The organism is Mycobacterium sp., assembly GCF_049647605.1.
In the GTDB taxonomy this organism is placed as follows: Bacteria; Actinomycetota; Actinomycetes; order Mycobacteriales; family Mycobacteriaceae; genus Mycobacterium.
The window spans coordinates 1-19,931 of sequence record NZ_JBARXZ010000085.1; the positions used below are offsets into that span (position 1 = coordinate 1).

Here is a 19,931-nt window from a genome sequence, read left to right on the forward strand (position 1 = left end):
TCCCTGGCCCGCTCCGATCGCCGCGAGCAGCGCGGTTTTACCACCGGGCCCGGCACACAGGTCCAGCCAGCGGCCACCGTCGGTGCCGCTGACCGGGGCGCGGGTCAGCGCTTGCGCAACCAGCTGACTGCCTTCGTCCTGGACCAGCGCCGCGCCGGTACGCACCGCCGCGAGCTGGCCGGGATCACCGCCGGGCAGGTACACCGCATACGGCGAGTAACGACCGACCTCACCGTCGGCCTCGGCGGCCAACTCTGCCGCCGACAGCCGCAGGGCGGCGAGGTGCACCAGCGGCCGGGCATCGTCGGCGGCCAGCACCGCCGTCAGCTCCCCGGCCGAAGCGCCGAGCGCATCGGCGAACGCCTGCGCGATCCAGCGCGGATGCGCGTGCACAAACGCCGCGTGCCCGACGGGATCCACCGAGGCCTTCGGGGCCAGTTCGGCGACCCAGCCGGCCTCGTCTCTGGAGGTCACCTTGCGCAATACGGCATTGACGAAACCGCCACGCGCCGTGTCGAATTCAACCTTTGCCTGGTCCACGGTGGTCGATACCGCGGCATGCGATTCGACTCGGGTGCGCAACAGTTGGTAGGTGCCCAGGCGCAACAGGTCCAGCAGTACCGGATCGATGGCCTCGGTGTCACGTTCGGAGGCCCGGGAGATCACGGCGTCCAACAGCCCCTGCGCCCGCAGGGTGCCGTACGTCAGCTCGGTGGCAAACGCTGCGTCGCGACCCGTGATTGCCCGCTGGCGCAACAGCGCCGGCAGCGCCAGGTTGGCGTAGGAGTCCCGGGTCGCGACGGCGCGCAGCACGTCGAAGGCGGCTTGCCGGGCGGGATCCAGCGGTTTCAGGTGCGCCGGCGGCCGACGGTCGGGACGCCGATCCTGTTGGCCGGCACGCTGATTGGACCCGGGTTGATTCGAACGGGGCTTGTCGGACCTGGGCTTGTCGGACCTGGGCTTGTCGGACCTGGGCTTGTCCGACCGGGGCTTGTCGGACCTTGGTTGATTCGACCGGGGCTTGTCGGACCGGGGCTTGTCGGACCGGGGCGGTCGGCGGTCGGTCACGAGATCGCCACCGCATCGTCGAGACGCGCCCCGCGCGCCCAGTCGGCGGCCGACATCGCTTTCTTGCCGGGTGGCTGTACCTCACCGAGTCGCACCGGCTGAGTTGTCGTCCCGATCCACACTTCACGTCTGCCGGGCTGCACCTGTCCCGGCTCCAGTGGCGCAGCCTCGGCGTCGATGGTCACCGGCCCGAGCTTGACCCGGGTGTCGCCGATGACGGTCCAGGCCCCGGGGTTCGGGGTCATCGCCCGGATGCGGCGTTCCACGACATGAGCGGGCAGGTCCCAACGGACCCGGGCGTGTTCGACGCTCACCTTGGGCGCCAGGGAGATTCCGTCGACCGGCTGCGGCACCGCCACCAGGGTGCCGTCCTCGACACCGTCGAGGGTGCTCTCCAGCAGGTGCGCACCGGATTCGGCGAGGCGGCCCAGCAACGCACCGGTGGTATCGGTTGCGGCGATGGTCTCGGTGACCACACCGTAAACCGGTCCGGAATCCAGCTCGGGTTCGATCTGGAAGGTGGTGGCGCCGGTGACCGCATCGCCGGCGGCGATCGCGGCCTGTACCGGTGCCGCACCGCGCCAGGCCGGCAACAGCGAGAAGTGCAGGTTGATCCAGCCGTGCTGGGGCACCGCCAGCAGTGGTTCGCCCAGCAGCGCGCCGAAGGCGACAACCGCGCAGCAGTCCGGAGCCAACGCGGCCAGCTCCTCGACGAACTCCGGTGCATTGGGTCTGCTGGGACGCAGCACCGGGATACCGCGTTCGGTCGCCAGCGCGGCCACCGGCGAGGGCAGCAGCCGGCGATTACGCCCGGCAGCGGCATCCGGCCTGGTCAGAACTGCGACCACGTCGTGACGTGAGGACTCGAGGAGCCGACGCAGAGCCGGCAGCGCCGGGTCCGGTGTGCCGGCAAAGACTAGACGCACCGTGCCAGCTTAGTGGGCGTGACTCGGCGTCCAGTCCACCTGTAACGGCCGCCCCCCGGAGTTGTCCGGCGGAATGGCGATGGGGTCCCCGGAGACGACGACTCAGCGCGGCAGTCGGTAGTACTCCCGTTCCGAGACTCCCGCGGCACCGGCGACATACATCCACGGGATGGTGCTGATCAGCTTGTTCACCGTCGCCGCCGAGTCGTTGTAGTACTGGCGGGCAAAAGCCAGCTTGTTCTCGGTGTCGGTGAGGTTGCGCTGGAGATCGGCGAAGTTGGTCGACGACGCCAGCTGCGGGTGGGCCAGACCGAGGGAGATCACCGGCCCGAGCGCAGAGTCGAGTTGCTGCTCGGCAGCCGACCGCTGCGCCACCGATTTGCCCTGGGTGGCGGAGTCCAACGCGGCCCCCGCCTGAGAGATCCGTGGAAGCACGCTCTGCTCATGTGCCGCGAACGACTGCACGGTGTGCACCAGGCTGGGAATCAACGAGGCGCGGCGGGTGAGTTCCACATCGATGCCACTGAGCGCCTCCCCGACCCGCACGTCGGCGGCCCGCAGCTTGTTGTAACCGACCACAAACACGATCAGCACCGCAACCGCTATCAGCAGCACCACGATCAGCAGCAACCTCGTCACGACGTCAACCTCACCACATCTGTCTCACTCACCGAACGCAGTCACCGAACTCGCACACCGCACACCTCACACCGCTCACCATGAGCCACCTCCGCCGCCGCCCCCACCACCGCCGCCCCCGCCGCCACTGCTGCTGCCGCTGCTGGACGACGATGACTGGGACGCCGTGTAGGCGCTGATCGAGGACGCCAGCGCCGATTCGAAACTGTCGAAGCTCGGCCCCGAGCCGCCGGCCGAGGTGACGCCGCCACCGACGCCGGGGTACCACTGCGGCTGCGGCGCCGGCACTCCGGTAGCCGCCTGATACTTCTGCGCCCACAGGGTCGCTGCGCCCGCGGCCACGGCGAACGGGACGTAGGCACTGTAAAGGTCTTTGCGGGCGCCGAAGTCGAAGCGCGCCTCGGCCGAATCAGTGGCCAGGACACGGTGGAACCCGCCGGCGCGCGACCACAGTTCACGGCCTGCGGGGGTGCGGCGGGTGCCTACGCCATCGCTCCACGACCCCGCCGTGACGAGGAAGAACACCGCAACCGGAATCACCCAGATCGTCGCCGGGAAACCCCAGCCGAAGACCGCGAACACCAACAGCACCAGGGCCAGCGCGTTGGCCGCCCGAACCCACAGCTCACTGCGGCGCCGGACCATCAGGTTGTTGTCGAAGGCCCAGTTGCGCACGGCGTCAGTCATCTCGGCCTTGGCCTTGGACAGCTTCTTGCCCGCGGTTTCGGTTCGGTTGGCGTGAAACTCCGTGCCGCGCCCCGTCACCTTGAGTGCCGACCCCACGGCAATGCTGACCGGATCTTGGGATGCCCAGTCCGCAGGTGCGACCTTGCCGTGGACCTCCCACCTCGTTTCGCCGTCCTGATGGAGTTCGACGAGTCCCCGCTCGGCCAGATGGAACAGGGTGGCGGTAAGTCCGTTCTTCGGCACAGATTCGGTACGGATGTACTCGAACTGGACCGGACCCAGCGATTCTGGCGGGGCGTACTGGAGCGGGAAGGACGGCGGCGTCTCCACTGTCCTGCGGATCATCACCACGGCGATCAGGGCGCCGGCGACCGTCGGAATGCCCACCCACACCAGTCCGGCCACGGACCGCCCGAGCACCGGATCCCAGGCCGATCCCCACGGCAGCTCGGCCCGGGGCGGGGTGGGCACGTCCACACCGGCCCGGATCGTCACCGGGGTTCGTGGCGGCACACCGTCGGCGACCACCGTCACCGTGTTGCCGTCGACTTCGAGGCGATCGCAGGCGGTTCCGGTGCCCGCCCCGACTGCGCACTGGGCGCCGGTGACGTCACCCGGCAGGGTCACCGCGATCCGGGCGTGTTCGATGCTGTTGTTCCATCCCGGCGCAATGACGTTCCAGAAGAAGACCGATTGCCCCGCGTCGGCGTTTCCGTCGCTGCCGGCGAATGTCTTTCCCAGACCGGTCCCGGATGGGTCGAGGACACCGGCGACGGTGTAGCGGATCTCGAAGACGTGGGCGCCGGCTGCAAGGTATTGATCGGGATCTCCGATCTTGGCCACCCGGAACCTGCCGCCGTCCTCCCACTGCAACTGATACTCGGCGGCCGCGCCGTCGAGGACGATCGACGTGACCTCCGGCGGTTGTCGCACACCCGCATTGTTCGGGTTGGCCACATCCCAGTACCGGAACAGACCGTGCCGGTCGGCGGGAAACTGAGCGACGATGGTCTCGGTGGCTTCGAGATTGCCGTCGGGGTCGACGACGTAGTTCGCCTGGTAGTCGGTGAACACCACCGGGTCGTCGGCTGGGGCAGCGCCCTGCGAGCCCCCCAGGAACAGCAATGGCCACAACACTGCAAAAACGAGCAGCGCCAACACCATCGGCACCTTGACGAACCGCCAGAATCGCCCCACGCCCTGCCTCCGCCCACGGTGTTGGTTGTCACCCTAGGGGACACACGGCGATCTGGGCGCCGACCTCACGTGCGGAGAATCAGGTTGCCCGCCGTTTGTAGTTAGGTTACCCTGCCCAAAGTTTAGAACGAGCTACGTCGCAGGGGTTCGCTGCGCTACCGCGATGGGATGTCGGAGAATCATGAGCCGGTTCGACCTCACCCGCGACCGCACATCGGGCCGCGCGTCGCAGTCCCTGTCAGCATGCACACCCCGGATCCTCGCCTGGGCCATCCTCGCCGCGACGGCTGCCGTCTTCGCCGTGTTCTGGCTTCGCGCCCGGGCGCACCGGAGCACCACGACGGAGAGCACCGGCCAACCGGTCCCCCGCACACCCGATCAGCGGCCTCCCGTCCCGCCGGAACGATCCATCGAATACCGTTGCGTACCAGAGCACTTCACTGCGACAGCGCTTGCACACCCCGATCGGACAGCGCTGCGGATCGCCTCGGATGCCATCACCTACGGTGACCTGCTGACCGCCATGCAGCGCAGGACAATCACACCTCGACCCGGCGATGCAGCACCGACCGCCGCCCTGGTGACCGCGCCGCTCGACATCGCCACCGTCGCGGCGATTCTGGGTCTGTTCGCCTCCGGGACCACCCTGGTGACCCTGGACCCGGGGACCCCACCCAACCGCGCCGCCGCGATGACCTCGATCCTCGAAGACCACGGATACCAAGTCACCCGGTTCGATGTCACCCGGTTCGATCCGGATGCCGACCCCACCGAGGGCGCCGCCGGTGGCCCGGCCGGCAGCGACGACGACGGGCCCGATCTCGATGACGTGACCAGCATCCAGTTCACGTCCGGCTCCACCGGCACCCCCAAAGCGGTGCGGCACACCCACGGCCTGTGGCTGGCCGACGCCCAGTTGCTCAACGACCGCTTCGGCCTTGCCGACGGCCGCAAGGTCGCGTTGTGCATGCCCATCAGCTTCGCCGGCGGCCTGAACGTGCTGATCGGCTCCCTGCTCGGCGGCGCCGAGATCATCGGGATCGATCCGCGCGAGCACACCGGACCCGAAGCGATCGCCCGCATCAACGCCACCGGCGCCGAGATCATCACGTGCACACCCAATTTCATCGACGCGCTACACACCGCGGCACGAGGGTCCACGCTGCCCGGCGTCACCCGGATCGTCGCCACCGGCGAAGCCATGCACGCCCGCCACGTCCGACTGGCACGTGAGCTGGCCCCACACGCGGTGATCACCAACTGGGCCGGATCCACCGAGACCCTCGCCATCGCAAGTCACGATATCCACCCGGACGCACCGCTGCCCCAGGGCATCATCCCGGTCGGAATTCCGGCGCCACACAAGAAGATCGACGTCCGCGACGACGGAACGGTGACCATCACCTCCCGGCACCTCGGCGGCGGCTACCTGGACCCGGCCGCGGCCACCGCGCGGTTCACCACGAATCCCGACGCCACCACCACCTACGCCGGCGGCGATGTCGGGCGCTGGGACCCCGAAGGCAACCTGGTGCTCTCGGGTCGCGCCGACAGCACCGTCAAGATCCGCGGCTACCTGGTCGAACCGGCCGAGATCGAAGTCACCCTGTTGTCCTACGACGACATCCGCGAAGCCGCAGTGGTCGCCGACCGCGGGTTCCCGGCGACACTGACCGCCTACGTTGCGCCCACCACAACCAGCCGTACCCCGGCGGTGGCAGACCTGCGGCACCGGCTGCACCGGGACCTGCCACCGTGGATGGTGCCCACCCACATCGTCACGCTGGCGGCGCTCCCGCGAGGTGACCGCGGCAAGATCGACCGCAGCGCGCTGCCCAGAACCACCCGCCCCCACTACGATCAACCACGCGGACCCCACGAAAAGCTGGTCAGCCGAGTGTGGAGCGACGTGCTGCGCATCGAATCGATCGGTCGCTCAGACAGTTTCTACGCACTCGGCGGGGATTCGATGTCGGTGGCACAGGTCCTTGTTGCCCTGCGTGAATCGCACGGAATCGTGGTGAGTCCCTCGGATGTGGCCGGCGCCCCCACCGTCGCCGAGTTGGCAGCCCGGATCGCCGGGGCCGAAGACACCTCCGCGACCCGCACTCTGAACTCGACCACCGTGGCCCTACGCGCCATATCGCCGGCAACCCGGGGCACTCCGCTGCTGTGCTTCACCGGCGCGGGAGCCTCGGCACTGTCCTTTGCACCTCTGGCCCAACGAGTCGGCAGTCAGACAGCGGTATACGCGTTCGAACCGAAAGGCTTGCACCAGCGCAGCTTTCCGGACCTGTCGATTCGCGGTGCGGCCCGCCGGCACCTGGTCGACGTGCGCCGGATCCAGCCGGAAGGCCCGTACACCCTGATCGGTCATTCCCTCGGCGGCCACATCGCCCTCGAGGTCGCGCGGCTACTCGAAGCCGACGGAGCCGAAGTAGAACTGGTGGTCATGCTCGACGCCTGGCTGTCCCCGAAGGTCGCCGGCCAGGCGCGGCGGGACCTGCCGGATGTGGCCGTGACACTCGATCTCGAAGTCACCAACAATCTCGGCACCTGGTGGGCGCGCCAGAAACAGCTGCCCCTGGCCGGAATCCTCTCGCGGCATTACCACCGCCGGACGCTCGGCATCGAAGAGCTCGGGATGATGATGGGCTACCGCCACTGTCCGTCGCCCTGGACCGGCCGTGCCCTGCTGGTCCAAAGTCACCTCAACCGCGACGATCCACGGTTGTGGCCCCGCATTCTCGGCGGTGATCTGGAAGTCCGGACCGTGGACTGTGACCATCACTCGATCGTGCGGGAACCACACGTAGGCGCCATCGCCGACCTGATCCGCGATGCCCGGCGCACACCCGAGTTGGACGCCTCCGTCGGCTGACCCGATGGCGCCAGTGTGCCCGTCACCCGATGTGCAGCGGGTCGACCTGCACCCGGACCGGCTCGCTGTCCTTTTTGGCGCTGCGGATTCCGGCGGCGCGACGCAGGGCGGCGGCCAGCGGTAGCCCTTCGTTACGGCCGACCCGCACCAACATCCGGATCACCTCGTCGTCGTCACGGGCACCGGCAGGCCGGCGCACCCCCGGCGGCAACTCGACCGGTCCGAACACATCGGCGGTCTCGGGTAACCGCGCGTCCTCGAGCAGCGCCGATACCGCCACCGCAGTTCCGTCCAGCGCCGCCATGTGCACGCTGGGAGGCAGGGCAAGTTCGGTGCGGGCATCGAGCTCAGACTCCGCGTGCCCCACCGGATCCCACCGGATCAGCGCCTGCACCGCGGGAATGGTGGCTTCGGCCACCACCGCCACGGTCCCGCCCTCGGCGCGCGGGCGTACCAGGGCGGCGGCACTCATCCACCGCCGCAACGTGTCCTCCCCGGCCCGCAGATCCTGGCGCCCCAGCAGCGCCCAGCTGTCCAACAGGAGAGCGGCCCCGTAACCGTCCGCGGCCGTCGGCTCCGCGCCCGGGGTGGCCACCACCAACGCCGGACCGGCTTCCACAGCCGGCAGCATCGACTCACCCGACGAGGTGAACACCGTCACCCCGGGAAAGGTGCGGCCGAGTTCCTCGGCGGTGCGCCGCGCGCCGATCACAGCCGCCCGAACAGAATCGGATCCGCAGCGCGCACAGCGCAATGCAGTGTCGGCGCGACCACACCAGCGGCACACCGCGGTCCCCTGGTCGCCGGCCGGACCGGTCAGCGACAGCGGGCCGGTGCAGTGCCGGCAGCGGGCGATGGTGCGGCACTTCCCACACGCCAAGGACGGCACATAGCCCCGCCGCGGCACCTGGATCAGGACCGGATGCCCGGCCGCCAGGGCACCGCGGGCCGCGTGCAGTGCCATCGAAGGCAGCCGGGCGGTGCGTGCGGCCGGGTCGCGTTCCTGTTCGAAACCGGAGTCGTCGAGCGCAACGACGCGCGGTGCGTGCGTGCGCACCACGGGGCGCAGCGCCACCAGGTCATGGGCCCACCCGCTGCGGACCAGTGCATGCACTTCCGCGGTCCGGGAAAAGCCACCGATCACGGCCGCACAGCGCAGCTGGTGGGCACGCAGCATCGCCACTTCTCTGGCGTGCGGGTACGGAGACCTCGGCTCGGCCAGATTGTCGTCACCGTCGTCCCAGAGCAATATCAACCCCAGGTCATGGATCGGCGCAAAAACCGCACTGCGGGTACCGACCACCACCCGGGCGGCGCCGCGCAGCACCGAAAGCCACCGCCGATAACGCGCCGCGGGCCCGAGCCCCGCAGCCAACGCCACCACACCGTCCGGCGGGCACAGCCGCACCACAGCCGCATGTAGCGCGTCGACATCTCGCTGGTCCGGCACCACCGCAAGCACGCTGCGGCCCCCCGCAAGCGTGGTCGCCGCCGCCTCGGCGAACCGGTCCACCCAGGACTCCCCCGGCACTGCCTGCCAGGCTGCCCGCGCCGAACGGCCGTTGCGGACCGCGTCCAGGAACGCCGCGCTGCGGTGGTACTTGTCCCATTGCGAGGTATCCGGGTCCACCACCGCGGTCGGCACCGGGTCCACCGCCGTGTCGCGCTCCGTCTTGGCGTGCCGCGGCGGAATGGCCAGTCGCAGCACATCCGGGCGGGTGCCGGCGTAGCGGGCTGCCACCGCCTCCGTCAGCCGGCGCACCTCGGGGGTCAGCACCGGCTCCGGTGACACCACGCGGTCCAGCCAGCCCAGCTTTCCCTCATGGTCGGTGTCAGAGCGTCGCTCCAGCACGTACCCGTCGACAAGGCGGCCGTGGAAACGGATCCGCACCCGGACTCCCGGCTGCGCGTCGTCGGACTGCTCAGCCGAGACCAGGTAGTCGAAGTCGCGGTCCAGGTGGGGCACCGTCAGCATCGGAAGCACCCGGGCAATGGGTTCCAGGTCAGCGGCCTGACGCGCGGCAGTCATGCGACGGACGTGACGGCGCCATCCGACCTGCCTACCGGCGTCCGACCGAAGAAGAATCCGGCGGTGATCAACACCAGCGCGGCACCGTAACCCCACCAGATCGGCACCGCCAGCAATTCGTCACCCCGCACGAACACGCTGATGCCGATCATCGAGTCGGACACCGCAAAACACACCGCCCCCAACGCAGTCCACGGCGTGGGCAGCCCGGCCAACAGCGCCACACACACCATGGCTGCCAGTACGCCGATGTAGGCCACCACGGGCACCGCGAGCCCCTGCGCCTGCAACGCCGGCCAGAACCATGCCAGCAGCGCCACGCACGCCACGATCACCAGCACCGAGGCGACAACCCGGGTGCGCGCCGCCTGGCGAAACGGGCGGGCCAGCGGCACCAGCGCCCACAGGAAGCACAGGTGCGCCACCAGAAACGCGGCCAACCCGCCGACAAACGACGGCTCCCACCACGGCATCGCCAGCAGGAAATCACCGACCGCGGAGAACACCAGGGCCGCCACCAGCAGCCGTCGCTCCCGCAGGTCGGTGCGAACCACCGCGGCGGCGGCCAGCAGCAGTGCCATCGCCGCCTTGACCAATGGCTGACCGGCGAACTGCCCGGTGAGGTCCGCCCCGGCGGGCAACCCCAACGCCACGACCACCAGGAAGACCCCGTAGCCCGCCCCCATCACCACACCGGCCAGCCACAATCGGTTCGACCAGGTTGTGGTGGTGGCCCGTGCATCTGCCATCGACGCCATGCTCAGACAAGGTACTGGAAGTGTTTCCCCACGGACTTCGGGTTGCGGCTGCCTCGGGCGTAGCGACCTCAGGCGTAGCGGCGCCGTTCGTGCCGGCTCTGCTCGTCCACCAGGTCCAGCATCTCCAGGACCGCTCGGGAGGATCGTTCGGCCGCCCGGGCACGCACCCGCGCCGGAGCGTCCCACAGCACCGGCGCCTCGACGCTGATCGGCACATCGGCGGGAAGTGCGCGCAGCATCGAGATGAGGTCGATACCGCCCTGTCCCGGAAAGAGTCGGGCATTGCGCCCCTGATAGACCAGCTCCTCGACAGTGGTGGGGCGCTGCGCCACCGCATCACAGATCTGGGCGTAACGAATCCACTCACGCGGCAGGGCCGCCAGCTCTGCCGGAGTGTTCAGGGCGCGGTCGTAGTGGATCGCGTCGACGAGCAGCCCGACATTGTGGTGGCCGCTGCGGGCGACGATCGCCGCGGCCTCACCCAGATTCCGCACCTCGGTCCAGGGCATCGGTTCCAGGTTGGGAGTCATGCCGTATTGCGCTGACAGCTCGGCCAATTCGGCGAATCGTGCCGCGGTCCGCCCATGATCCGGGTCGTTACCGGTGACCAGAACCTGCTGCGCCCCCAGGAACGCACCGGTTTCCAGGATCTGCTCGAAGTCGTCGCGGATCCGCGTCTCGGGGCGCAGTCGGAGTACCTCGATGTCGATCAGCACCAGCCCCGAGTCATCGAGACGCCGCCGGACGTCACGCACCAGCGGCGTCAGCCCGATCGTCGGCCGCAGCGGTTCTTGGGTTGTCGCGCGGACCAAACGCAGACCCACCGCGTCGAACCCCGCCTCGGCGGCGGCGGCGACGAGCTCATCCGGGCCGAGCTCCAATACCGTCAGCGGCGCCAGAGACAGCAAACGCCCCGTTGTGGAGCTGATCGCCCTTGTGGCCTCGACCACGATGCCTCCTCCACGCTCACGGCACATCTCTGGGGTCCGCGATCGGGACTCATCGAGACGCGCAACAGAAACCCAGGCAATTTTCGGCTATCGAGCACCAAAACGGTGGGCTACCTTTTGCCCCCGAGGGTCCCAGCGAGGTAGCTGCCGGACGTCTGGGTCCGCCATATCGGGGCGATGTCCGGCCGAATCGCCGGGACTCACCGGAAGCCGGTGACCGCACAGCGTTGCCAGGCGGCCTGGGCGGACGCTTCCAGCAACCGATCAGATGGCTGTGCGGTGAAGACGATCACCGTATCGACCGGTGACCCACCTGGTGGGCCACGGGGTCCGGGCTGCCACGTAAGTTGTCGGTGTGCCTGCCATTGATCCCATCCTGCAGACAGTTCTGGAAGCGCTGCCCTTCCAGTTGACAACAGACGGTGGTGTCGAGGCCGCCCGGGCGCGGTTCCGCGACCTGCCGCGGCAGCCGATCCTGCCCGAGGTCAGCGCACGAGACCTGGTCATCGACGGCACCCACGGTCCGGTCCCGATCCGCGTCTACACCCCGCCGACAGCGGCGAACACCACGCTGCCGGTGGTGCTCTTCTTCCACGGCGGCGGGTTTGCCGTCGGTGATCTCGACAGCTACGACGGCACCGCGCGCCAGCACGCGGTCGGCGCCGACGCGGTGGTGGTGTCGGTCGACTATCGACTGGCCCCCGAGCATCCCCATCCGGCGGCGGTGCAGGACGCGTGGACCGCCACCACCTGGGTGGCCGACCATGCAGCAGAGCTGGGCGCGGATCCCTCCCGGCTGGCGGTGGCCGGCGACTCCGCCGGCGGCAATCTGGCCGCCGTGATGGCCCAGCTGACCCGCGACGAGAACGGGCCCGCCATCGCGTTCCAGCTGTTGTGGTACCCAACGGTCATGTGGGACAGCACATTACCGTCGATGACCGAGAACGCCGAGGCCCCCATCCTGGATCTGCGGGCCATCGCGGAATTGTCGGCCTGGTACGCCGGCGACATCGACCCCGCCGATGCCCCCACGACCATGGTCCCGGGCCGGGCCGCCAACCTGTCGGACCTGGCGCCGGCCTACATTGCCGTTGCCGGACACGACCCGTTGCGTGATGACGGCATCCGGTACGCCGAACTGCTGGCCGCGGCCGGAGTGCCGGTGACCCTGGACCACGCGGAGACGCTGGTGCACGGCTACCTCGGCTACGCCGGAATCGTGCCCGCCACCACCGAGGCGATGGAGCGCGGGCTGTCGGCGTTGCGCGCCGCGCTGCACCCCTGACGCGGGCAGTTCTCAGAAGACGGGTGTGACGTCCCCGCCGGGCCATTGCTGTTCGATGAAGTCCCGCGTCGCATCGCTGTGTAGCAACTCATCGAGTTTCGCCACGTCGGGGTTGTCCTGATTGTCCTGCCGACTGGCCAGGAAATTGGCGTACGGGTTGTCCACGAGTGACTCGACGATCAGTGCGTCGTCGAGGGTGTAGCCCGCCGTCAGGAAGTAGTTTCCGTTGAGGATCGCCAAGTCGACGTCGGGCACCGCACGGGCCTGCAGATCGGGTGCGGCCTCGACGAATTGAAAGTTCTTCGGGTTGCCCACCGTATAGACGTTGACGTCGCCGCCGGCCGGCAAGGTGACCAGGTTCTTCGACGCCAGCAGCGCCAGCGCGCGGGCTTGATTGGATCCGTCGTCGGTGATGCTGATCCGCGCACCGTCCGGAAGCAGCGCAACGTCGTCGTAGCGCTGGGAGAAGGCGGCGTAGGGCTCGATGTGCACTCCGGGGAACGCATGGAGTTGATAGCCGAAGTCGGCGACCTGCTCGTCGAAGTACGGCTCGTGCTGGAAGTAGTTGGCATCGATATCGCCCTCGGCGAGCCAGCGATTGCCCAGTGAGTAGTCGTCGAACACCCGGATCTCGAAGTCCAGTCCCGCGTCCTTGGCGGGACCGTTCTTGATGAACTCCAAGATCTCGGCTTGCGGAATCTGGGTGGCCGCCACCGTGATTCGGGTTGTGTTGGTGTCCTCGCGCAACCAGAAATACGCGCCGACGCCCACCACAAGAACAACAACAGCAGCCAGCGCCGTCAACACCGGCCACTTGGATTTGGGTGGGCCGGCAGGGTTTTCGGTCATGGCGATCGGTATCCGTTCAGTCGGGGTTCAAAAATGTTCACAGCACACCTGCTACAGCGAGGTCTTCTCCAGGTCGGCGGTCACGGTTGTGCCGCGCCGGGCACGGTGGTCGGTCCTGCGGGCAAAGCAGTCACCGACGACCTGGAAAAGGGTGGCCAGCACGATCAACAGCAGCACCGTCGCCCACAGCACCGGACCGTCATAGGACCGTGCGCCGTAGCGAATCGCCAGATCTCCGAGGCCGCCACCACCGATCACTCCCGCCAGTGCCGAGTACCCCAGCAGGGCGATGATGGTGATGGTCAGGCCGGCGATGAGGCTACTGATCGCTTCCGGCAGCAGCGTTTTGGTGATGATCTGCCAACGGGTGGCACCGACCACCCGGGCCGCATCGATCTTCCCGGCGTCGACCTCCCGCAGCGAGGACTCGACCAGCCGGGCCAGGAACGGGATGGTGCCGATGGTCAACGGCACCATTGCGGCCACAGTGCCCAGACTGGAGCCCACCAGCAGCCGGCCCAGCGGCCACAGCGCGATGACCAGCACCAAGAACGGCAGCGAACGCAACACGTTGACGATGATCCCGAGAATCCGGTTGAGCCACGGCAACGGTGACAACCCGCCGGGTGCGCTCGCGTAGAGCACCACACCCAAAGGGATGCCGAACACGGTCACCACCGCAAACGGGATGAACACCAGTTGCAGGGTCTGGTTGAGCGCGACGGGTACTGCATTGGTGCTGAGCAGGATCGAGTCGTCGAGCCACTCGCCGATACCGTCGAGGAAGCTCATCGCAGCACCGGCGCCTCGGCGATGCTGACGGAAACGCCACGCGTCCTGAGCCATTCGGTGTACAGATCGGCCCGGTCGACCGCCGAGTGATCGATCCCGGTGAGACCGAGCTGAAACTGCGACACCGATTGCCCACCCAGCTGCAGCACTTCCCCGTCGAGGATCCGCACGTCGGTGTTCAGCTCCCGGGCCAGAGCCCCGATGAACGATGTCGCCGCGTCGGTGCCGGCGTGGACGTTGACGATCAGCTCACCATCGGTGGCGGCCGGTGCCGCGCCCAGCGGCGGCAGCAACCCGGATGCGGGGTCGGCCGCGACGTCGGCCAGGGCGCCCTGCGCGATCACCCGGCCCGCCGAGAGCACCGCCACCCGGTCGGCGATCTGCCGGACGATGGCGAGGTCATGGGTGATCAGCAGAATGGTGACGTCGAGCTCCTCGCGCAGCTGCGTCAGCAGCGTCAGGATCTCCTGGGTTGTCGCCGGATCCAGAGCGCTGGTCGGTTCGTCGGCCAGCAGCACCGACGGCCGGGCAGCGAGGGCACGCGCGATACCCACCCGTTGTTGTTGACCGCCGGAGAGCTGCGCCGGGTAGTCGTCACCGCGTCCGGCCAGACCCACCAGCTCGAGCAGTTCGCCTGCACGACGCCAACGCGCGGTGCGGTCCCAGCCGGCGATCTCCAGCGGGTATTCGATGTTGTTTCGGGCTGTCCGGTTGTCCAGCAGGTTTCCCGCCTGGAACACATTGCCCAGCCGCCGTCGGGCACTGCGCAGCTCTCGTTCCGACAGTGCCGTGAGGTCCTGGCCGTCGAGGACCACCCGCCCGCTGGTGGGTCGCTCGAGCAACGCGATGGTGCGTACCAGGGTGCTCTTCCCGGAACCACTGCTGCCGACGACACCCAGGATCTGTCCCTGATCCACCGCGATCGACACCCCATCGAGGGCCCGCGTTTCGCCGTAGACCTTGCTCAGGTCCTCGGTGTAGATCGACATTCTCGGCCTGCCTCATGGATCCGCACGGACAACGCGCTAGATCCTAAGCAGCAATGGCCATCCCGCTGGACTGCCCAACGACCAATCACCCCTTTCTGCAGGGGCTTTCGCTGAAATCAAGCTGAGCCAAAAGGGCGCGGCCAAAAAGCCGAGCAGACGCAAACTCGTACGCCTACGCGGCGAAAAGCACGAGTTTGCGTCTGCTCGGCAAAAAACGTCAGACGGAGGCCTTCAGGTCGTCCACCTTGTTGAGTTGTTCCCACGGCAGTTCGACGTCGGTACGGCCGAAGTGCCCGTACGCGGCGGTCTGCGCGTAGATGGGCCGCAGCAGGTCCAGGTCGCGGACAATCGCGCCGGGGCGCAGATCGAACACCGACGTGATGGCCTTCTCGATGCGGGCCGGGTCGACGGTCTCGGTGCCGAAGGTTTCGACAAACAGCCCGACGGGCGCTGCCTTGCCGATGGCGTAGGCGACCTGCACCTCGACCCGCTCGGCCAGGCCGGCGGCCACCACGTTCTTGGCCACCCAGCGCATCGCGTAGGCCGCCGAGCGGTCCACCTTCGACGGGTCCTTGCCGGAGAAGGCGCCGCCGCCGTGGCGGGCCCAGCCGCCGTAGGTGTCGACGATGATCTTGCGGCCGGTCAGTCCGGCGTCACCCATCGGGCCACCGAGGACAAACTTGCCGGTCGGGTTGACCAGCAGCCGAAAATCGGAGGTGTCCAGCGTCTGGTGCCCCAGGTCGTCGAGAACGGTGTTGACGACCTTCTCCCGGATATCGGGGGCCAGCATGTTGTCCAGATCGATATCGGCAGCATGCTGGGTGGACAGCACCACGGTGTCCAGCCGCACCGGAGTGGTGCCGTCGTACTGGATGGTGACCTGGGTCTTGCCGTCCGGGCGCAGGTACGGCAGCACCCCGTTCTTGCGGACCTCGGTCAGGCGCCGTGCCAGCCGGTGCGCCAAGGCGATCGGCAGCGGCATCAGTTCGGGAGTGTCCTTGATGGCGTAGCCGAACATCAGCCCCTGATCGCCGGCACCCTGGGCGTCCAACGGGTCGCTGGCGCCCTCGACGCGGGCCTCGTGCGCGGTGTCGACACCTTGGGCGATATCGGGTGACTGCGCGCCGATCGCGACGTTGACACCGCAGGAGGCGCCGTCGAAGCCCTTGGTCGACGAGTCGTACCCGATGTCGAGGATTCGGTCCCGAACGATCTTCGGGATGTCGGCGTAAGCGCTGGTGGTGACCTCACCGGCGACGTGCACCTGTCCGGTGGTCACCAGCGTCTCGACCGCCACACGGGATCGCGGGTCCTCGGCCAGCAGAGCGTCGAGCACCGAGTCGCTGATCGCGTCACAGATTTTGTCGGGATGCCCCTCGGTCACCGACTCACTTGTGAACAGTCGAGATTTGCTCACGTCCACATCCCTTCTGGCCCGCAAGCCATCATCGTTATTTAGCCAGGCGAAGTTTAGCGCCGTTGTTGTTGTTCTCTCCCGCGGATTGCGGATCGCCGCGTCGCGCGCCGGCGCGACGTCAGGTCAGGTGTTGTTCTGGTGTCTCCCAGCCTGGAGAAACTGTCCGATCGCGTCCACAATACGACTCGCCATGAGCGTTTTGGAGCCGTGCTCCAGCGCCGCCTCGGTGCCGTCGGACGTCAGCAACCATCCGTCATTGTGATCGACCTCGAAGGCGCGCCCCTCACCGACGGCATTGACCACCAGCAGGTCACAGCCTTTGCGAGCCAATTTGGCGCGGGCGTGGAACAGCACATCGCCATTGGCATCGCCGGTCTCGGCAGCGAACCCGACGATCGCGCGCATTTTGGGCAGCTGTCCATCCGTACGGGCGCGGACCGTGCCGGCCAAGACATCGTCGTTGCGCACCAACTCGATCGACGTCGGTTCCGAGGCACCCTTCTTGATCTTGGTGGTGACCATCTGGGCGGGGCGGAAGTCGGCGACGGCAGCCGCCATCACCAGGACATTTGCATCGGGTGCGTGTTTGGACACCGCGTCACGCAGCTGACTGGCCGACCCGATGTGCACGACGTCGACGCCTGCGGGGGCGACCAGCCCGGAGGTGTGACCGGAGATCAGAGTGACATCGGCGCCACGCTGTGCGGCGACCCGGGCGACCGCGTAGCCCTGTTTACCGGAGCTCCGATTCCCCAGGAACCGCACCGGGTCGAGCAACTCGCGGGTCCCACCGGCGGTGACCAGCACTTTGAGGCCGGCGAGGTCATAGGGCACCGCGTCAGAACGTTCGAGCAACAGCTCGGCAAAAGTGGTGATTTCTTCGGGTTCGGGCAATCGTCCGGGCCCCGAATCGGCCCCGGTGAGCCGGCCCGCTGCGGGTTCGAGAACCACGAAGCCCCGGCGTCGCAGCGTGGCGACGTTGTCGGCAGTGGCGGGGTGCAACCACATCTCGGTGTGCATCGCCGGCGCAAACAGGACCGGGCAGCGCGCCGTGAGCAGGGTTGCGGTGAGCAGGTCGTCGGCCCGTCCGGCAACGGCGCGGGCCAGCAGATCTGCGGTGGCGGGGGCGACCACCACCAAGTCCGCCTCCTGCCCGATGCGCACATGGGGCACCTCGGAGACGTCCTCGAAGACGCCGGTGCGGACGGGATGGCCTGACAGCGCTTCGAAGGTGGCGGCCCCGACAAAACGCAGCGCCGCCTCGGTGGGGACCACGCGGACATCGTGACCGGCCTCGGCGAGCTGTCGAACGACAGAACACGCCTTGTAGGCGGCGATCCCGCCTGCCACACCGACAACGATCCGCTTACGGGTCACCGACAACACCTCCGCCGGACGGCGGAGCCCTGACGGCAGAGCTGCCGGTGTTCGCTGCTGGTTCCGTGGCCCCCGAGCCTCATCCGCGCAGCGCCTGCCCTACTCGCCTTCGGTGTGTTCGAGCAGGTCCCCGTGGATCTCACGCATCGCGATCGACAGCGGCTTCTCCTGCAGACCCGGCTCGACCAGCGGCCCCACGTATTCGAGGATGCCGTCGCCGAGCTGGTTGTAGTAATCGTTGATCTGGCGTGCTCGCTTGGCCGCGTAGATCACCAGCGCGTACTTGCTCGACGCGCGGACCAGCAGCTCGTCGATGGGCGGGTTGGTGATGCCGAGCGGCGTGTCGTAGGCACCCTCAAGTGCCGAACCGGTGGCCGAGTCGAGCTGGTCAACACCGGACAACGAGTCGGCGGACGGGTTACTCACGTAAAAATCTCCTGGCGGTAATCGGGTGGTGCGGGTACTTCGAGTGCAGTTGTGCGCGGTGAATGCGCTCCCAGCTGTGGCGCGCGAGCACCAACAGGTGCGTCAGACAGGGTCCGGCGCAGTTTCCACCAGCAAGGATAGCAATTCGGCGCAGGCGGCTTCCAATTGCCTGTTCACGACAATCACATCGAAGTCATTTTGGGCGGCGAGCTCGGCTCGCGCCGTGTCCAGCCGCCGCTGCATCACCTCGGGTGATTCGGTGCCGCGACCGGCCAGCCGACGTTCCAGGTCTTCCCAGCTCGGTGGTGCCAGGAACACCGATACCGCTTCCGGTAGCGCGCTCTTGACCGACCGAGCGCCGGCGAGATCCACCTCGATGAGCACGGGTCTGCCCGCGGCCACCGCATCCAGCACGGGCCGGGCCAGGGTCCCGGACCGGTGTAGCCCTCGGTGGATCTCCGCCCACTCGAGAAGCGCACCGGCCTGGATCAATTCATCGAACTCCTGGGCGGACACAAAGTTGTAGTCCACGCCGTCCACTTCACCCGGTCTCGGCTCCCTGGTGGTCGCCGAGACACTGAAAAGCAGGTTGGGAAGGCGTTCGCGCAGGCATCTGACCACGGTCGACTTACCGACCGCGGAAGGACCGGACAGCACAACCACCCGGCCTGGGGGCACCGAGCCCCCAGAGCCGCAGCGGCCGCCGTCCGATCCTTCGACAGCGATCACAGCCCTCTAGGAGGGATCGAACTTGTCCAGCAGCGCCTTGCGCTGCCGATCACCCAGGCCGCGAAGCCGACGGGTGGGAGCGATCTCGAGCTCGGTCATGATCTCCTGCGCCTTGACCTTGCCAACCTTCGGCAGGGCTTCCAGCAGTGCGGAGACCTTCATCTTGCCCAAGACCTCATCGGTCTCGGCATCCTTGAGCACCTGGGTGAGGTTGGTGCCGCCACGCTTGAGCCGATCTTTGAGTTCAGCTCGCGCTCGACGTGCGGCAGCAGCCTTCTCCAACGCTGCCGCGCGCTGTTCGTCGGTCAACTGGGGAAGGGCCACGGTTCCTCCGTCTCATTACCATTTTGTCGATCACGACCTGGCTAGATCGTGACCATTGTTTTGTCTCGGCCGGGGTTAGTCAGCCAGCGACGACGACCGTACCCACGCCGCCTGACGAAATCTAACCCCACCCCCCACATGAACCGACAAAGGCCCAGCGTGTAGGCCCCGACACGCCGGGATCGCGAGTGCCGGCCCGTCGGCGCCCACAGCCACCCGCCAAAGTTGCCCGGCCACGCCATCTCGCGGTGAAACCACTGTCCAACAGCACTTTTGGCGACATTCCCCGCTTCTCTGAGCTCGCTGCACCACCGTCTCGGGCGGCTTCCGCAGTGACCTCAGCAGCCCCACAGAAGTGTGTCCGGCGTGTCGCGCGTGTCGGAAAGTGCCGCTGACCACGTATTGGCCCGGCGGGTTGCCACAGCGGCGCGTCGAAACCGCGACTTCCACCCTCGGGAGATATCTAGATGCGCTATCTACCCGCGCGCCGGCAGCGTGGACCCAGCCCACCGGAAACCCGGTCCGGCCGAGGAAGACGTGGCCGCCGGCCTGACACGGCGCTCCACGGCCCGTCGGGCGTTGCGGCGGGCCTGCGGGCACGCCGGCAC

Annotated in this window: 17 protein-coding genes; 2 read left to right on the forward strand and 15 right to left on the reverse strand. The window is 68.0% G+C overall.

Features of this window, described 5'->3' with window-relative positions; genetic code table 11:
- The 4 genes from WBB07_RS10685 to WBB07_RS10700 form a co-directional block, all read right to left on the reverse strand.
- Positions 1–852 (reverse strand): transcription antitermination factor NusB (locus WBB07_RS10685; protein ID WP_526307451.1); only part of this gene is annotated, 852 nt, incomplete at its 3' end.
- Between the two features lie 212 nt (positions 853–1,064).
- A complete protein-coding gene (gene fmt / locus WBB07_RS10690; protein WP_526307420.1) occupies positions 1,065–1,994 on the reverse strand; it encodes a methionyl-tRNA formyltransferase in 930 nt (309 codons plus the stop codon).
- Between the two features lie 102 nt (positions 1,995–2,096).
- Entirely contained in the window at positions 2,097–2,633 is a 537-nt protein-coding gene (locus WBB07_RS10695) for a LemA family protein (RefSeq protein ID WP_526307422.1), read from the reverse strand.
- A 75-nt stretch (positions 2,634–2,708) separates the two neighbouring features.
- A complete protein-coding gene (locus tag WBB07_RS10700) occupies positions 2,709–4,484 on the reverse strand; it encodes a DUF2207 family protein (RefSeq protein WP_526307453.1) in 1,776 nt (591 codons plus the stop codon).
- 214 nt (positions 4,485–4,698) lie between these two features.
- On the opposite strand from WBB07_RS10700, the gene WBB07_RS10705 reads away from it, so the two are divergent.
- Complete coding sequence (locus WBB07_RS10705) at positions 4,699–7,398, forward strand: alpha/beta fold hydrolase (protein ID WP_526307424.1); 2,700 nt, start codon at positions 4,699–4,701, stop codon at positions 7,396–7,398.
- A 22-nt stretch (positions 7,399–7,420) separates the two neighbouring features.
- Here the strand turns inward: WBB07_RS10705 and WBB07_RS10710 are convergent, their stop codons facing one another.
- The 3 genes from WBB07_RS10710 to WBB07_RS10720 form a co-directional block, all read right to left on the reverse strand.
- Entirely contained in the window at positions 7,421–9,427 is a 2,007-nt protein-coding gene (locus WBB07_RS10710; RefSeq protein WP_526307426.1) for a primosomal protein N', read from the reverse strand.
- The gene (locus WBB07_RS10715; RefSeq protein ID WP_526307428.1) at positions 9,424–10,185 is read right to left on the reverse strand and encodes a lysoplasmalogenase family protein; all 762 of its coding nucleotides are present in this window, start codon (positions 10,183–10,185) and stop codon (positions 9,424–9,426) included. Before WBB07_RS10715 ends, WBB07_RS10710 begins: the two co-directional genes overlap by 4 nt.
- A gap of 68 nt (positions 10,186–10,253) precedes the next feature.
- Positions 10,254–11,135: a sugar phosphate isomerase/epimerase family protein gene (locus WBB07_RS10720; RefSeq protein WP_526307430.1), complete on the reverse strand. Its 882-nt coding sequence runs from the start codon at positions 11,133–11,135 to the stop codon at positions 10,254–10,256.
- Between the two features lie 355 nt (positions 11,136–11,490).
- Between WBB07_RS10720 and WBB07_RS10725 the strand changes: the two genes are divergently transcribed.
- Positions 11,491–12,420, forward strand: a complete 930-nt coding sequence (locus WBB07_RS10725) for an alpha/beta hydrolase (protein WP_526307432.1) — start codon at positions 11,491–11,493, stop codon at positions 12,418–12,420.
- Positions 12,421–12,432: 12 nt separating this feature from the next.
- Here WBB07_RS10725 and WBB07_RS10730 read toward each other — a convergent pair whose 3' ends face one another.
- The 8 genes from WBB07_RS10730 to mihF form a co-directional block, all read right to left on the reverse strand.
- Positions 12,433–13,269, reverse strand: a complete 837-nt coding sequence (locus tag WBB07_RS10730; RefSeq protein WP_526307434.1) for a MetQ/NlpA family ABC transporter substrate-binding protein — start codon at positions 13,267–13,269, stop codon at positions 12,433–12,435.
- Positions 13,270–13,320: 51 nt separating this feature from the next.
- Positions 13,321–14,061: a methionine ABC transporter permease gene (locus tag WBB07_RS10735; protein WP_526307436.1), complete on the reverse strand. Its 741-nt coding sequence runs from the start codon at positions 14,059–14,061 to the stop codon at positions 13,321–13,323.
- Positions 14,058–15,050 carry a methionine ABC transporter ATP-binding protein gene (locus tag WBB07_RS10740; protein WP_526307438.1) on the reverse strand — a complete coding sequence of 331 codons (993 nt, stop codon included), beginning with the start codon at positions 15,048–15,050 and terminating at the stop codon, positions 14,058–14,060. The genes WBB07_RS10735 and WBB07_RS10740 overlap by 4 nt, the downstream gene beginning before the upstream one ends.
- Positions 15,051–15,267: 217 nt before the next feature.
- On the reverse strand, positions 15,268–16,467 hold the full coding sequence (metK, locus tag WBB07_RS10745; protein WP_526307440.1) for a methionine adenosyltransferase: 1,200 nt from the start codon (positions 16,465–16,467) through the stop codon (positions 15,268–15,270).
- A gap of 123 nt (positions 16,468–16,590) precedes the next feature.
- Complete coding sequence (gene coaBC, locus WBB07_RS10750) at positions 16,591–17,844, reverse strand: bifunctional phosphopantothenoylcysteine decarboxylase/phosphopantothenate--cysteine ligase CoaBC (protein WP_526307442.1); 1,254 nt, start codon at positions 17,842–17,844, stop codon at positions 16,591–16,593.
- 99 nt (positions 17,845–17,943) lie between these two features.
- Positions 17,944–18,270 (reverse strand): DNA-directed RNA polymerase subunit omega, encoded by a 327-nt coding sequence (gene rpoZ / locus WBB07_RS10755; RefSeq protein WP_526307444.1) that lies wholly within the window; start codon positions 18,268–18,270, stop codon positions 17,944–17,946.
- A 102-nt stretch (positions 18,271–18,372) separates the two neighbouring features.
- Positions 18,373–18,999, reverse strand: coding sequence for a guanylate kinase (gene gmk / locus WBB07_RS10760; protein ID WP_526307446.1), 627 nt, complete (start codon positions 18,997–18,999; stop codon positions 18,373–18,375).
- Positions 19,000–19,005: 6 nt separating this feature from the next.
- Entirely contained in the window at positions 19,006–19,323 is a 318-nt protein-coding gene (mihF, locus tag WBB07_RS10765; protein ID WP_526307448.1) for an integration host factor, actinobacterial type, read from the reverse strand.
- Positions 19,324–19,931 lie beyond the last annotated feature (608 nt).

Excerpts from the sequence above, each read along its gene's own strand:
- WBB07_RS10710 (WP_526307426.1), bottom strand. The coding sequence starts at position 9,427 with ATGACTGCCGCGCGTCAGGCCGCTGACCTGGAACCCATTGCCCGGGTG.
- WBB07_RS10705 (WP_526307424.1), top strand. The coding sequence starts at position 4,699 with ATGAGCCGGTTCGACCTCACCCGCGACCGCACATCGGGCCGCGCGTCG.
- WBB07_RS10740 (WP_526307438.1), bottom strand. The coding sequence starts at position 15,050 with ATGTCGATCTACACCGAGGACCTGAGCAAGGTCTACGGCGAAACGCGG.
- WBB07_RS10700 (WP_526307453.1), bottom strand. The coding sequence starts at position 4,484 with ATGGTGTTGGCGCTGCTCGTTTTTGCAGTGTTGTGGCCATTGCTGTTC.
- WBB07_RS10715 (WP_526307428.1), bottom strand. The coding sequence starts at position 10,185 with ATGGCGTCGATGGCAGATGCACGGGCCACCACCACAACCTGGTCGAAC.
- WBB07_RS10730 (WP_526307434.1), bottom strand. The coding sequence starts at position 13,269 with ATGACCGAAAACCCTGCCGGCCCACCCAAATCCAAGTGGCCGGTGTTG.
- WBB07_RS10735 (WP_526307436.1), bottom strand. The coding sequence starts at position 14,061 with ATGAGCTTCCTCGACGGTATCGGCGAGTGGCTCGACGACTCGATCCTG.